We start from the raw sequence: 15633 nt of genomic DNA on the forward strand, positions 1-15633 counted from the left end.
TTTAGTATTATGTTCATATGACTCAAAATACTAAGATATCTTGTAAGATATCGTTATTAAAACTTATCACCTTTTAAACTATTATATGATGAATGACCATACGCCTATGACCGAACAGCCGATTGCCTCTACAATGCAACTTTCAGACGATATTGACCTGATAACAACCCCTACTGTTGTGACAGATCCTATATCAGTAAAAGCAAAGTATACAGATGACAAACAAGATACTTCATTACCTCATCCGATATTTAGAGCAGTTGATCAACGCTGTCTTATCGCCGCCAAGCAATTGAAACGTTATAGTGCTGCTGATATCCTGCCTACTGACACCCGTACTGCACCCGATTTGGACATTGGTTTTGGTCAAAAAAGGGCGCTTAAAGCCTTGCACACTGCGCTGGATATAAAAGCCAGTGGCTATCATGTCTTTGCTGCTGGCGAAAATGGGCTTGGTAAACGTACCATTATCAGCCGTTTCTTACAGCACATCGCTATGGATGCACCAACGCCAGATGACTGGGTCTACGTGCACAATTTTACTGACCCTCGTACCCCTCTAGCGATACGGTTGCCTGCTGGACAAGCGGTATTATTACAACAGCAAATTAGCGACTTATGGACACAGGCAAAAAAACGTCTCAGTCAACGTTTTCGTAGTGACCAATATCAAAGTAAGATCGAGGCGATAAAAAACGACACGCACCAAAAAGAGAGCCTTGCTTACGACGCCCTAAATGCTGAAGGTAAACAATACGACTTGGCGTTGACGTTTCGCGCAGTTGATAATAAAGCGATGTTTGTGCATCCAAGCCAACTGCCTATAGAGGAAAATGATAAAACGACATCTACTGCCTCTAAATCCACATCCACTGAGACGACTGAGCCAAGAAATACTGCCACACAAAGTGATTATGAGTCTGAGCTGCATGGCTTTACACAAAAAAATCACATGCAAAAGCGTCTTAGCCAGCTCACTATCGCTTTAGAAAAGCTAGAAGATGAAGCGAATGACGCAATAGAAGCGTTACATCGTAGTATTGCTCGCCGTGCGTTACAACCCTTATTTGCCCCCATACAAGAGCTGTTTGCTGACCTACCCGCTGTTATGAATTATCTTAATGCGATATTCGACGATATGGTGACCCATGTTGAACATATCGTTAATGGCGATGATGAAGAGTTTACTCCTGCTGTACTAGCAACTACCCCTAGCCGTTACGCTGTCAATGTCATGGTAAATCATGAGCCTGAAAGCGGCGTGCCAGTCATCTTTGAAGATCTGCCTACTCATCTTAATTTATTGGGACATGTCGAGCAAATCACCCAATTGGGCACAGTGACTACCGATGTCAGTATGATACGAGCTGGCGCACTACACCGAGCAAATGGTGGTTACCTGCTGCTTGAGGCCAGTCACGTACTTGAGCATCCCTATGCTTGGCAAGGTCTAAAGCGCGCTCTACAATCACGTAAAATTAAGTTGTCTAGTCTTGAGCAAATGCTGACTTTAACAGGCAGTTTATCACTAGCACCGATGCCAATCGATCTTGATGTTAAAGTGATTTTGCTTGGAGAAGCAGATTTATATTATGAACTACTGGAGCTAGAGCCAGAATTTGATGCTGTGTTCAAAGTTCGTGCTGACTTCCATGATGATGTGACACGTACAGCTGAGCATGAGCTGGCGTTGGTCGCCAAAATGGCGGATATTATCGATTATGCCAACCTATATCCTTTTGACAATAGCGCACAAACTACTCTTCTTGAGCATTTAAGCTTACAAGCTGAAGATCAAGACCGTCTTAGCCTGCACAGTGACCGCCTCATCAAGCTCTTACACGAGTCGAACCGTCATGCACGCCTCAATGAAAAGAGCATCGTCGATGCCAGTCATGTCGTCCAAGCCATCAGTGACATGGATGAGCGCTCAGGATACTTGCGTGATCTATATTGGGATGAGCTAAAAAACGGCCAACAACTCATCAATACTCAAGGAGAGGCTGTCGGTCAAGTCAACGCTCTTACTGTCGTCAGCTATGCTGATAGTGAGTTTGGCATGCCAGCACGTCTTACTGCTTTGATTCAACCCAACATTGGTGCTGGTGAGATTCTCGATATCGAGCGCGATGTCGATTTGGGCGGCAGTTTACATGCTAAAGGTATGTTGATTATGACCAGTTACTTACGTGCGCTATTTAGTCAACATCATGCGCTAAATTTTAGTGCCTCCTTAGCCTTTGAACAAAGCTACGCTCATATTGATGGCGATAGCGCGACAGTCAGTGAAGCTTGCGCGCTCCTCTCAGCTTTAGCGAATGTACCTATCAACCAATCCTTTGCTATTACAGGTTCTATGAATCAGTTAGGTGAAGTGCAAGCCGTCGGCGGCATTAATGCTAAAATTGCAGGTTTTTTTGATGCTTGTCGCGAGCAAGGTATGACAGGTCAACAAGGTGTGGTGATACCAATGGCCAATGTCAGCCAATTGATGCTGCGAGATGATATTATCGCCGCAGTTAAGGCTGGTGACTTTTCTATTTATGGCGTACATACGATTAGTGAAGCCTTAACACTCATGACAGGCCTGCCGATCGATACAATGAATAAAAAAGGTCGTTATCGTAAAGACACCTTATTTGGTAAAGTCTTGCGCCGATTGATGATATGGGACGACAATCAAGATACAGGTGAGCCTATTGAAGAAAAAGAATCTAAAAAGAAGGCCAACAAGAAACGTAAATCTAAACGTCGTAAGAAAAAGGATAAACAAAAACAGCGTAAAAGCGAGAACGCTGATGACGGTCAATGATGATGCAAACCGAGTATCCTCCTCTTCGACAATCATTTGCATTCATACTTTGTGTTAAAACTCTTTCGCTAAAATCATTCAGAAGATTGCTGGATGACAATCTTCAAAAGCCAAACTTAAACCTTCTAGACGCTTACGCTATTTTCTGCGATGATAAACGTCTTTTATGCCAAGCAAGCTATGTTTTAACATGTTACTGTTTATGACAGACTCTATATAGGTTATCTCTCAATGACTGCGCAAAACGCTAACGCAACAGAACTCTCTACCTCTAACGCTCCTGATGAGCAGACAGTACAGCCTGTTTTATCAGCTACCGAAGAAACGGAGAATGTAGCGAACGATACAGCGGCTAGCCGTCATGGAGCGGCGACTACTGCGCGGCAATGGCAAGTGTTGTCACAGCTCCAGCGCAACCGCTGGGTGGGCACGACACATATTTATGAGCAGCTCAAGCTTGCCGGGTTCGATATCAGCTTACGTACAGTACAAAGAGATTTGAACGCTTTGGCCAAACGTTTTCCAATTGAAAAAAATAACGCCAACCCGCAAGGCTGGCGCTGGAAAGACGACGCTCCGCTGCAAAGCTTACCACATATGAATTTATCGCAAGCGGTTGCCTTTAATATGGTGGAAGCAAATCTTACTCAGCTACTTCCGCCAGCTATTTTAGATGAACTATTCCCATGGTTTGATCTGGCGCGGCGACAGCTTAAAAATAGCAAAGTCACGCACTCATGGATAGATCGCGTACGCATTGAAACAGCAACTCAGCCATTAATTGCGCCGCATATTGATTTGGACAGTAAAGACAATATTTATCATGCGCTGTTTTATCAACTACAGATCAAAGCCTGTTATACCCGCAGTAACAAGTCAGAGGCCAGTGAGTATGTCTTAAATCCTATTGCCATCATTCAACGTGGCGTGATTATTTATTTGCTCGCCACTCGAACCGATGATCCAGAAGCCATTATCCGTACCTTTGCGCTGCATCGATTTGCTAGTGTTGAAATACTAGATAGCACTGCAGTGACACCAAATGACTTTCACTTAGACAGCTATCTGGACGCCGGTAGCATGGGCTTTACACATCCCTTATTGAGTCAGCTGCCTGATCGAGGTAAAAGTACCCCTATTGAACTGCGCTTCACCAAAAGGGCTGGCAAAAGTCTAACAGAAAGTAAGCTGAGTGACGATCAAATCGTGGTGTTTAATGACGATGAAACTTTAACGATTCATGCGACCGTTAATCTGACCTCACAACTGGTTTGGTGGTTGCGCGGTTTTGGGAAAGGCTTATTAGAGGCCAAGCCGCCGCTTCTTTATCAAGTAGTCTTGGACAAAAAATCAGACAATGAGTAACAAAATAATCAATAAAAATTTGAGTAAAAAAAAGGAATACCATGTCATCTACCGCCTCATCACCCCTACTTTCAAAAAGCTTAAGCACGTTGGGCTTTACTGCCGATATGTTGTTTTTTTCGCTCAATTACGAATTTACTAAAACCGAATCCAAAGGTATGATGAAGCGCTTTAAAAAGAGTCAAAGCGCAATGGATATCGATATTGCTTGCGTACTATACGACGAGAATTGCACGATCAGTGATATGGTCTGGTTTAAACAACTGCGCGATAAAGCTGAGTCTATCCGTCATCAAGGCGATAGTCTCAATGGCAAAGATCGTGGTGAGCAAGCGTTGTACAATGCGCCAATGGATCAAGAACAGATCCGTCTGTATCTAGATAAGGTTCCATCTCATATCAGTCATATAGGTCTGCTTGCAAGCTCATATCATGGCGAACCTTTTGGCAAGATAGAGGCCGGCGAGATCCATCTAAGCGACGACGAAGGCAACTACGCTTTTAAGGTCAATCTCAAGCAACTGCCACGTGATTGCAGTGCAGTTTGGGTCGCAGGTTTGCGCCGTGATATTGATGATTGGCACTTAACCTTACAGAATCTTCCACTCTCTGAAACTGACCTACAAAAAGCGGCTCAACAAGTTGCACATGAGCTTGCACGTGCTTTGCCCATCCCAGCACTGCATACCACCAATTAAAGCTCACAATGTTATCAAGAAAAACGCTATTCCAATGGCTCTCCGCAATTAGGACAAAAATTCTTTTTGCGCACTTCTTGTTCGCGGCGCTCAAGCTCTTGTTCACGTAGGACTTGCAACACGATATCTTGTGCTTGCTCTTTATCCAATCCAAGCTCACGGCGAATCTTATCAATCATTACTTGGTTTTGCACTAAGTCAAAATCACCATCTACTAGCTGTTCACGAAAGTGTTGCTCAAGCTCATCTCGTCGCTGGGCAAGCTCATTGGCGAGACCTGTTGCCAAAATACCAGCTGGTAATGCTGCCAGACCCACACCTAAAATAGTAATGATTGCCCCTAATATCTTACCTGCATTGGTAATTGGCGTCACATCGCCATAACCGACAGTTGTGAGTGTGACAACAGCCCACCACATCGCTTTAGGTATCGATTCAAACTCTTCTGGCTGCGCGTGGTTTTCTACTAAATAAATACCGCTAGATGCCGTTACAATCATAATTATCAAAATAAAAATGACGGCTTGGAATGAGCCTTTTTCTTTACTAATAACAACTAGTAAGATACGCATTGAGGCAAAATAACGTGTGAGCTTTAGGATTCTAAACAGACGTAGGATTCTAAGAAAACGCAGATCGAAGCTGACAAAGAAGTTTAAAAATGCAGGAACAATCGCTATCAAATCGATCAAAGCTGATGGACTTTTTATCCACTCCCAGCGTTGACGCCAAGTAGTATTATCTGGCTTGGCTTCAGCCACACTCCAAAAACGTAATAAATACTCAATAGAGAACACCACAATTGAGAAATTTTCAAACAACGTAAAGTATTCTTGATAAGGGTAATACCATTGATCAACGGACTCAGCAATCACTGCTGCGACGTTGGTCATGATCAAAAAGATTAAAAAATAATCAACATAACGACTAAATAAGGTATCGTGATCATCATTTTGCAAGACATCGTATACAAAGTGACGCAGGCGCCGTATAGATTGGAATAGCATGCCGTCCCTATGCGGTAAAATACCGTGATTGAATGAATAAAAAGTAAAAAATATAATGGTTAATTTATTAAACGAGCGAACAGACATACGTATTTTACGTATATAAGAATAAGGTCGCTTCTACAATAAACGAATCAATCATACAAAATTTGCATACGATATATATATCAAAGCCAGTAGTAACATAATAGTAATAGCCAAACTTATATGCAAAAACTGTAGTTCCATCCGAGAGCTACTACTTGAGCTTGCTGCAGGCACCAGTGATAACCCGCATTCAGAACAGCTGTTATCAGCTTGATTCAATATAATCAATGAATATGCGTTTGTACAACGCATAGGAGAATTACTACAATAGCCTGTCATAAATATATTGTCGCTCCTGTCACTTGTACTACTTTATAAAAATACTTTAATAGATCTTTTCGTTGTCTAAAATATTCTTATCTATATTAGATAAGAATATAGAATAACGACTAAAATCAATATATATAGCCTATAACACTCTTTTATCTGTTACCACAGATAATTTGCATAAATTCTAAAGACTTACTCTATTTCTAACTTTTCACGTTATGAATAATATTTGGATACTATTGGTTAGATAATAGACGTTATTCACTATTAAAGACTTATTTACTACCATATATCAGGTATTTTGCTTATTACGCTTCACAGCCCTACTCTTAGTAAGGGATATGTATTATAATGAAACAAGTTAGTTACATTTTATAAAATAAGTGTGATTATTCCTTATAAGTAATTCATGTAATCCCTCATTGAATACTTACTTTCCATCATTTATTAGTTCAAGGAACCACCCGATGAAACTACAATCCCTAGTTTTAGCAGCTGCTACTGCACTTACCATGACTACTGCTTTTGCTGTCCCTGCTGGTACTTGGACCGTTGCTGCTGGCGCCCATATGGTTGATCCAAAAAGCGATAACGGTACAGTATTAAATGATGCCTACTCTGTAGATGTAGACAGCGATATTCGTCCAACGGTCAGCGGCGAGTACTTTGTTGCAAACAATATCGGGGTTGAATTGCTAGCTGCTGTTCCGTTTCACCATGACATCACTTTAACTGATGCTAATGATAATGAAATTGAAGGTAAAACTCAGCATTTACCGCCTACTCTATCTGTACAGTATCACTTCGATGGCTATAACATGCCAATGAACGTAAAACCATTTGTTGGTGTGGGTGTCAACTACACGACTTTCTTTAAAGAAAGAATCTATCTTGGTAATGGCAACGATTTAGAGTTAGATGATAGCGTTGGTATCGCCGGTCATATTGGTCTTGATATTCCATTTGCAGAGACAGAGTCTTTCCGTATTGACGCTCGTTACATGGATATTAAAACAGATGCTAGCTTAAACGGCATTGACATTGGTGAAGTAGACATCAGTCCTTGGGTATATGGCGTAGCTTTCGTTAAACAGTTCTAAATTAACGAAGCCATAAGATAAAGACACACCTTAAAAGCCAGCTTGATTGCTGGCTTTTTTGTGTCTGATGATTGGTGTAAAGATATCAATACCATAAAAAAGACCGCCCGTAGACGATCTTTTAAACATACTACTCATAACTACTCAATGAGCTTTTCTATAGCAAGATACGACGCGGATCAGCCAACAAGCTTGCAACATAACGAGTAAATACGGCCGCATCAGCACCATTAATCACGCGGTGATCATAAGACAATGATAATGGTAGCATCAAGCGTGGCTCAAAGGTCTGCTTATCCGCATTCCAGCGTGGCTGCATTGTTGCTTCTGAAGCACCCAATATACCTACTTGTGGCCAATTGACCAATGGCGTAAAAGACGTTCCACCCAAAACGCCTTGGCTCGAAATCGTAAAGCTAGCCCCTTGCAAGTCCTTGGTGCTAAGCTTTTTATCACGCGCTTTTACAGCCAGCTCGCCGATCTCAATCGCAATTTGCTTGATGCCTTTGTCTTGCGCATTTTTAATCACTGGCACAATCAGACCGTCGTCAGTCGCTACTGCAATACCCATATTGACGCTTTTACGCAAGATAATTTGCGTATTATCATCACTTAGATGACTGTTAAAACGCGGATGCTGAGTAAGCGCATAGGCAGTTGCTTTAACGATGAAGGCTAAAATAGTCAGACCAATACCTTCTTTTTTCATACCGCCTTTTAGCTCGCCACGTAGCTTTTCAGTCTCTGTAATATCTGATACATCAAACTGAGTAACCTGCGGCAGGTAGGTATTGTAATTAAGCTGCGGTATCGAGACCTTTTGTAGACGAGTAAGGTCTTGTATTTCAGTCTCGCCCCAAATTTCAGTATTACTCATGTCTGGCAGCGCAGGCAAACTTGCACGCGTACTACCACCACTAGCTGATGCGACTTGCTGTTTGTTGGTCATCAGCTTATTGACATGTGCGAACAGATCTTCTTTTAAGATACGATCATTTAGCGCAGTACCAGTTACGTTGGTAATGTCTACACCCAGTTCGCGAGCAAGCTTGCGAACAGCAGGTCCGGCATATACTTCTGCTGATTTTTCGTTAACTTCAGCTTCACTTAACTTGTTGCTTGCTGTATTTGTAGCAGCACTCGCTTTATCAGCATCTGCTTTAACCGGCGCTTGCTTAGGTTCACCTGACGTTTGCGAAGCTTGCTTATTTGGACTTGCCGTTTCAGAAGTCGTTGACGCGTCGGCTTTAGGCTCGTCACTACTATCATTCGTGCCACTACCAACAATGACAATAAAGTCTTGACCATTGGCGACCATGTCACCCGCTTGTACCAAGATTTTTTCAATCTTACCATCTTCTGGTGCTGGCACTTCGACCGAGGCTTTATCAGACTCAATTAATAATATTGACTGATCAGCGGTGACCGTATCGCCCACACTAACCATAATTTCAGCTACTTGTGCTTCATCAACGCCTAAGTCTGGTAATTGATAGGTAGACGCCGATCCTGACGCTGTAGCTGCAGGTTTATTATTACTTTCAGACTTACTTGATTCCTCAGCAGTAGGCTTAGCTTCTGGCTCTTTACTACCTTCATCGCTATCTTTACTTGCCTCACTGTCTTTACTTGAGTCAGATTTGTCTTGGTTGTTATTATCTGTTGCGTCTGCCGCATCACTTTCAAGCTCGATAAGTACCATACCTTCGCTAACTTGATCGCCGACAGCAACACTAACCTTAGTCACTTTACCAGCAGCAGAGCTCGGTACTTCTACCGAGGCCTTGTCTGATTCTAATAAAACGATATTATCGTCTTTTTCGATGATGTCGCCAACCTGTACCAGAATCTCGCTGACTTCGGCACTATCGACACCCAAATCGGGGGCTTTAATTTCCATCCTTTCTCTCCTTGTCTATAGGTATTATTCTTTGACGTCACCATCATTGAGTAAATTGGCATCGGCTTGATCTTCAGCACGGCCTTCATTACTGATTTCGTCATCGTCTTCACCGACAAACTCAGGTACAGGTTTCGGGTGGACATTATCAGATGCTGGAGCTGGTGCATCTGGGAAATGATCATAATAAGGCTGTTGCTGCCATGCTGGCGGCTGATCTACTTCAATACCAAAGCTTGAAATAGCATCTTTTACCAAACGCATCTCAACTTCGCCCTCATCTGCCAAGCATTTGAGTGTAGCTACTACAATGTGGGCTGCATCAACGTGGAAGAAACTACGTAGTTGCTCACGCGTGTCTGAACGTCCAAAGCCATCTGTACCAAGCGTGGTGTAAGGACGGTTATCTGGTAACCATGCACGGATTTGCTCTGAATAATTACGCATATAATCAGTTGCAGCGACTACGATACCTTCGTGCGGCGCAAGCTGCTCTGTTACCCATGAGACTTTTTCTTCTTCCATAGGATGCAAACGGTTGTAATCATCACAAGCCATACCATCACGAGTCAACTCATTAAAGCTGGTCACGCTCCATACGTTAGATGTGATATTAAACTCATCTTTTAGTATTTTTGATGCTTTTTGGACTTCACGCAAGATCACACCAGAACCTAACAGCTGAACTTGAGTTGAACCATTGTCCTCTAACAAGTACATGCCACGTTTAATACCTTCCTCACTTCCTTCAGGCATCGCAGGTTGCTCATAGTTCTCATTCATTAAGGTCAAGTAGTAGTAAACACGCTCACCTTCGCCATACATTCGGCGCAGACCATCATGCATCACTACTGCCAGCTCATAACCAAAGCAAGGATCATAAGTCACGCAATTAGGTACCACATTAAATAGTAACTGCGAATGGCCATCTTGATGCTGCAAACCTTCACCGTTTAAGGTAGTACGGCCAGCAGTTGCACCTAATAAGAAGCCTTGAGCCTGACAATCGCCTGCCGCCCAAGCCAAATCACCAATGCGTTGGAAACCAAACATTGAGTAGTAAATATACATCGGAATCATCGGCAGCGCATTGACAGAATAACTGGTTGCCAAAGCAATCCATGCACTCATCGCACCCGCTTCATTGATACCTTCTTCTAACATATGACCATCGATAGCTTCTTTATAGCCCATCAAGGCTTCACTATCTTCTGGCGTGTACTTTTGTCCAACGGCAGAATAAATGCCCAATTGACGGAACATACCCTCTAAACCAAAGGTACGCGCTTCATCAGGTACGATAGGCACCACGCGGTCTTGAATGTCTTTATTCTTTAACATTGCTGATAATAGACGTACAAATACCATGGTAGTCGATTGCTCTTTACCTTTACTGCCTTGTAGCACACGATCAAAAATCGATAACTCAGGAATATTAAGCGGGATATGACCACTACGGCGATTTGGCAAATGACCACCCAACGCTTCACGGCGACCTTTGAGATACTTCATCTCCGCTGAACCTTCTTCAGGGCGATAAAATGGCAGGGTCTCTAGTTGCTCATCGGTAAATGGCAAATCAAAACGATCACGGAAATACACCAACGCTTCTTGATCAAGCTTCTTAACTTGATGTGATTTATTGACCGCTTGGGTGGTGGATAAACCATAACCTTTAACTGTCTTAACCAATACAACGGTTGGCTGACCTTTGGTTTTCATGGCCTCACTAAATGCAGCATACACTTTCATAGGATCGTGACCACCACGGTTCAAACGTGAGAGATCCTCATCCGTTAATTCATCTGCCATTTCTTTTAATTCAGGATATTTATTAAAGAAATGTTCGCGAGTGAAGTCAGGCGTGCGGGCTTCGTAAAGCTGATATTCGCCATCGACTGCTTCTTCCATACGATGTTTCAGCACACCAGTATCATCATTAGCAAGTAGACTATCCCAATTACCACCCCAGATGACCTTAATCACTCGCCAGCCAGCACCGCGGAATACAGACTCTAGCTCTTGAATGATTTTGCCGTTACCACGTACCGGACCATCAAGACGCTGTAAGTTACAGTTGACGACCCAAATCAGATTATCAAGTTTTTCGCGGCCAGCAAGTGAGATGGCGCCCAAGCTTTCTGGCTCATCGGTTTCACCATCGCCTAAGAATGCCCAAATCTTACGGCCTTCTTTTTCAAGCAATTTACGGTTTTCCATATAGCGATGCACATGCGCATGATAAATTGACATGATCGGACCCAGACCCATCGAGACGGTTGGGAACTGCCAGTAGTCCGGCATCAAATATGGATGTGGATAGCTAGATAGACCTTTGCCACCTACTTCGCGGCGAAAGTTATCAAGTTGCTCTTCAGTCAGACGACCTTCTAAATAAGAGCGAGCATAAATACCAGGGGCTGAGTGACCTTGATAGTAAATCATATCACCACCGAAGTGGTCACTAGCGGCGCGGAAGAAATGGTTAAAACCAGTCTCATAAAGCGTCGCACTAGACGCAAATGAGGCCAAGTGACCACCCAAATCGTCGTCGTTTTTATTAGCGCGCATTACCATTGCCAAGGCATTGTAACGAATCAAGGCGCGAATCTTGCGCTCAATACTTAAATCGCCGGGATACATTGGCTCATCTTCAACCGCAATAGTGTTGATATAAGCAGTATCAAGGCGATTAAATGGCAGGCCTTCTTGTACGCCCATGTTATACAGCGCTTTTAACAAAAATTGGGCACGGTCCTTATCAGCGTGCTTGATGACGGACTCAAACGCATCCAACCATTCTTGCGTTTCGGTGCTATCAGCATCCTTATAATAATTCATCTTTGTTTGTCCTTTTATATCAGTCATTCCCACCTTATGGTAGGGGGTTATTAAATAATATGTGATGAGAGATGGGTTACTTTACGACGTCCTTGCTGCGCTCAAGCACTCCATTGTCCTATGCAAGTATATGAAAAATTTTCTTTGTAATTGAACAACCAATAAGCACAAATACAATATCAATCATATATTTACTTTGATTGTTAAAATCAGTTGTCAACCATACTCAAAATGTCTATAGGTATGATCATAAAATAATTATAGGCATCCATTATAAGCGCTTATTACTTAAATGTTTATGGCTGTAGAGAAATGACAACATAACAAGTATTTTGTAAATAAATAGCGATTAGTTTTTTTTAAAATGTTAGCAAAATATACGTTTCGTTCTTTGTATCTATATCCTAATGATGCTTAGACATCCATTGTATTTATTCTATAGTTAACGGAACTTTCATCGTGTCGAATCAACCGTTGGTAGCCATATATATGGAAGCTATATTACATATCTTCTAACATAAGATATTAAATAATATATATAGAAATAGTAAATAAATATACAAGTTAGGCCTATATTCGATTCAGGAACAGTAATATGTATCAGGTTCAACGCTTCTTAGATTCAATCAGTAACTGTTCATTCAGTCATTATATGTATCGAATAGTGGCGTTAACCACCTTTATAGCTTTTTGGTTAATGAGTAACTTATCGTTTGCGCTTGAGCCAAACCCAGGAGCTATTTGTCCTTCTAGCACTGTTCAAGGTAAATTTGCAGATAACGACTATGCCAATTTATTGTCGAGCTACAATAATAATAATTATGTAGCGATAGCAGGTACACCTGCGAACACCATACCTCTCAGTGTCAATATGAATATTTCACAAACCAAAAATTCTACTGTTACGCCTTCAATCGGAAGTACCTATCTTCATGTTGACAAAACTGGTAATGATAAAAATTTGACAACGACTGCTATTACCCTTAGCTTTCGGAATTCTAGCAACGCTACTCCTTTGTATTTAAGTAATGTTGCCTTGAGTATTTTCGATATTGATAGAAGCATTCCTAATACTAATAATGGTAGAGGCTGGAGTGATAAAGTAACAATTACTGGTAAGACTGCAAGCGGTGATATCATTGCCAACAAAACATTTGGTGGCTCCAACATAACAAACTCTCAAAATATATTTTTTCCAAATAAAGATGTCCAATGTAGTACAGTCCTTGATACGAGCTGTCAAGCTTCTATCTCGTTTTCGCAACCTGTAGACTCAGTAACAATGAGCTATGGTCATACTGACGAAGTTAGGAAACCTTCAAATCAGGATATAGATTTTCGGGTAGATAATTACTGTTATACCCCGCCTTTATCTTATGATATATCTAAGACTGACGGTATCAACAGTATCGGCACGAATAATACTACTAACTATATTATAAAAGTCACCAATACTGGTAGCACTACCTTAAACGATATAATTTTAAAAGATCCTATAGTCTCAGGACTCAGCAAACGATCTAGCATCACGTGTGATACGACAGATACTAGCAATAGTTGTACTACTGTACCGACAGTATCTCAACTAGAAGGAGCAGGATTTACTATCCCATCTATAGCTGTGGGCAAAAGCTATAGCATTAGAATACCTACATTTGTTTCTGCGTCTACAGGTTCAACTGTGACTAATACTGCAACTATTAGTCATACAACCTTGTCCACCAAAAGTGCAAGTGATAGCAACACAGTGACCTCAATATTTGACGGAGGCTCAACTACTACGCCAGCTACTTGTTCAAGCGGGCATCAGATGTATTACTTTGGCGCAAATAAACCTGCCGGCGCTATCCAACCGTCAAATATAAGCTGGGCCAATGGAAGCGTGAGTAACGAATACACTTTTAATGGCATTAAATTTAAATTGGCTTTTTCTGAGATTGAACATCTGCTTTCTGGTTATCCAAGCTATGGTAGCAATTCCAATGCGACAGAAAATGCCCTTAACATGTTTCATAGTAGCCAACGTGCTGCAATCAATCACAAGCTAACCGCCACTATCGATAGACCTGTCTCAAAATACGGTTTTGTCGTTCAAGACTTAGATACTAATGAGATTGGCAAATATATTGAATCAATGTCACTTGTGACTGCTGGTGGACTGTTATCAAAATATCGAAATGATTATTTTTCATTTTCGAATAGTAACAGGACCATATCTGGTACTCAATGGAACAACTGTAGCACTTCTAACTCATGTAATTTCAACGTAGATTGGGGTTACAATTCAGCAAACACACCGTTTGTAGTGACTCATGGCAACACCTATTCTGAAGCATCTACGACATCATCTACCGGTAATCACTTGATGGGCTACTCAGACTTCTATTTCTGTCTTGCCCCGCCCAAGCTAATCGTCAAAAAAGCATTAAATGGCAATCGTATTCATGACACAGACAGCAAGCGTGATCAGTTTGAGATTAAGGTTACTGGTGGATCAATTACGGCCAATAGCTTTACTACAACTGGCACAGGTGCAACCATCAACAACGATAGTAGTAAGGTCTTAAGCTTAGCAGAAAGCACAAATTACACGATTACTGAGCGAGTCATGAATGGATCTACGCTTGGTGATATATCCCATTATAATGCGACTTACACCTGTACCAACGCGACTACCAATAGCACTACTGTCATACCGACTGCTGCGATGCAATATGATGCAACTGCCAAAACTCGATCATTCACTATTGCCAATACCACTTATGGTGATGAGATCACTTGCACCATCACTAACAGTCCAGCGAGCTATACATTCTCAGGTATTGTCTTTAATGATAATGGTGGTATTACTGACGCTCAAGCAGATGTGAGAAACGCTAACTTTCTTAATGGTACATATAACAATGCTAACTACTTCAATGGACTGTTTGATACTGCAACTGAAACTGGAATAGCTGGTAGTACCGTTAGTTTGGTGAACTGCACCAATGCCAGTACTGTTTATGCTACGAAAGCTGTAGAGAACTCTGGTAGCACTACAGGCAAATATCAAATTACTGTCGCTAGCTCTACATTAGCTGGTAACAATCCTGTCTGTCTTGTCGAAATTAATAACGCTACAAATCCAGCTTACCCTATTCGCACAACAACTGAAAAGCAAAGCATCACACTAATTGCAGACAGTTATAGCTACACGAACAATGATTTTGGTAGGGTCATTGCTAACAATGCAGCGTTGGTCCTAGAAAAAGAACAAGCAGCCAATAACTGTACATTTACCAATTTTACTAGCTTAACCTATAGCAAAAACCCACTTTCTAGCTCTACATCCGGAATAGGGACAGACATTAAACCCGGTCAGTGCATCGCCTACAAGATCACTGCTACCAATCGAGCAAATATTGCTATTGATAACTTTGTCATGCGAGACGTATTACAGCGAAACGACCCTAATAACCCTGCAGACCCTACTGTGACTTCTGTACTAGCAGCTCCAACTCGAGCATCTGGTATCTTTAATGATGGTTTAAGTAACGGTTAAAATGGCACAATT

Annotated in this window: 8 protein-coding genes; 5 read left to right on the forward strand and 3 right to left on the reverse strand. The window is 41.8% G+C overall.

All coding sequences use genetic code 11. The features are described 5' to 3' along the window. Nucleotides 1–106 precede the first annotated feature (106 nt). From Q0890_RS00525 to Q0890_RS00535, 3 genes are all read left to right on the forward strand, one after another. Nucleotides 107–2812 (forward strand): ATP-binding protein, encoded by a 2706-nt coding sequence (locus Q0890_RS00525; protein WP_299216103.1) that lies wholly within the window; start codon nt 107–109, stop codon nt 2810–2812. A 231-nt stretch (nt 2813–3043) separates the two neighbouring features. After that, complete coding sequence (locus tag Q0890_RS00530) at nt 3044–4177, forward strand: WYL domain-containing protein (RefSeq protein ID WP_299216105.1); 1134 nt, start codon at nt 3044–3046, stop codon at nt 4175–4177. A 41-nt stretch (nt 4178–4218) separates the two neighbouring features. Continuing rightward, a complete protein-coding gene (locus Q0890_RS00535) occupies nt 4219–4875 on the forward strand; it encodes a TerD family protein (protein WP_299216108.1) in 657 nt (218 codons plus the stop codon). Between the two features lie 26 nt (nt 4876–4901). On the opposite strand, the gene Q0890_RS00540 is transcribed toward Q0890_RS00535, so the two are convergent. Further along, nucleotides 4902–5882 (reverse strand): ion transporter, encoded by a 981-nt coding sequence (locus Q0890_RS00540; protein WP_299216111.1) that lies wholly within the window; start codon nt 5880–5882, stop codon nt 4902–4904. An 824-nt stretch (nt 5883–6706) separates the two neighbouring features. Between Q0890_RS00540 and Q0890_RS00545 the strand changes: the two genes are divergently transcribed. Next, nucleotides 6707–7339: an OmpW family outer membrane protein gene (locus Q0890_RS00545; protein WP_299216114.1), complete on the forward strand. Its 633-nt coding sequence runs from the start codon at nt 6707–6709 to the stop codon at nt 7337–7339. Between the two features lie 157 nt (nt 7340–7496). Here Q0890_RS00545 and Q0890_RS00550 read toward each other — a convergent pair whose 3' ends face one another. Next, nucleotides 7497–9239 (reverse strand): 2-oxo acid dehydrogenase subunit E2, encoded by a 1743-nt coding sequence (locus tag Q0890_RS00550; protein ID WP_299216117.1) that lies wholly within the window; start codon nt 9237–9239, stop codon nt 7497–7499. A 24-nt stretch (nt 9240–9263) separates the two neighbouring features. After that, on the reverse strand, nt 9264–12080 hold the full coding sequence (aceE, locus tag Q0890_RS00555; RefSeq protein ID WP_299216120.1) for a pyruvate dehydrogenase (acetyl-transferring), homodimeric type: 2817 nt from the start codon (nt 12078–12080) through the stop codon (nt 9264–9266). A 595-nt stretch (nt 12081–12675) separates the two neighbouring features. Here aceE and Q0890_RS00560 point away from each other — a divergent pair. Further along, complete coding sequence (locus Q0890_RS00560) at nt 12676–15621, forward strand: hypothetical protein (RefSeq protein ID WP_299216123.1); 2946 nt, start codon at nt 12676–12678, stop codon at nt 15619–15621. Nucleotides 15622–15633 lie beyond the last annotated feature (12 nt).

It is taken from the genome of uncultured Psychrobacter sp. (genome assembly GCF_947488565.1).
In the GTDB taxonomy this organism is placed as follows: Bacteria; Pseudomonadota; Gammaproteobacteria; order Pseudomonadales; family Moraxellaceae; genus Psychrobacter; species Psychrobacter saeujeotis.

Excerpts from the sequence above, each read along its gene's own strand:
- Q0890_RS00525 (WP_299216103.1), top strand. The coding sequence starts at position 107 with ATGACCGAACAGCCGATTGCCTCTACAATGCAACTTTCAGACGATATT.
- Q0890_RS00530 (WP_299216105.1), top strand. The coding sequence starts at position 3,044 with ATGACTGCGCAAAACGCTAACGCAACAGAACTCTCTACCTCTAACGCT.
- Q0890_RS00535 (WP_299216108.1), top strand. The coding sequence starts at position 4,219 with ATGTCATCTACCGCCTCATCACCCCTACTTTCAAAAAGCTTAAGCACG.
- Q0890_RS00540 (WP_299216111.1), bottom strand. The coding sequence starts at position 5,882 with ATGCTATTCCAATCTATACGGCGCCTGCGTCACTTTGTATACGATGTC.
- Q0890_RS00545 (WP_299216114.1), top strand. The coding sequence starts at position 6,707 with ATGAAACTACAATCCCTAGTTTTAGCAGCTGCTACTGCACTTACCATG.
- Q0890_RS00550 (WP_299216117.1), bottom strand. The coding sequence starts at position 9,239 with ATGGAAATTAAAGCCCCCGATTTGGGTGTCGATAGTGCCGAAGTCAGC.
- aceE (WP_299216120.1), bottom strand. The coding sequence starts at position 12,080 with ATGAATTATTATAAGGATGCTGATAGCACCGAAACGCAAGAATGGTTG.
- Q0890_RS00560 (WP_299216123.1), top strand. The coding sequence starts at position 12,676 with ATGTATCAGGTTCAACGCTTCTTAGATTCAATCAGTAACTGTTCATTC.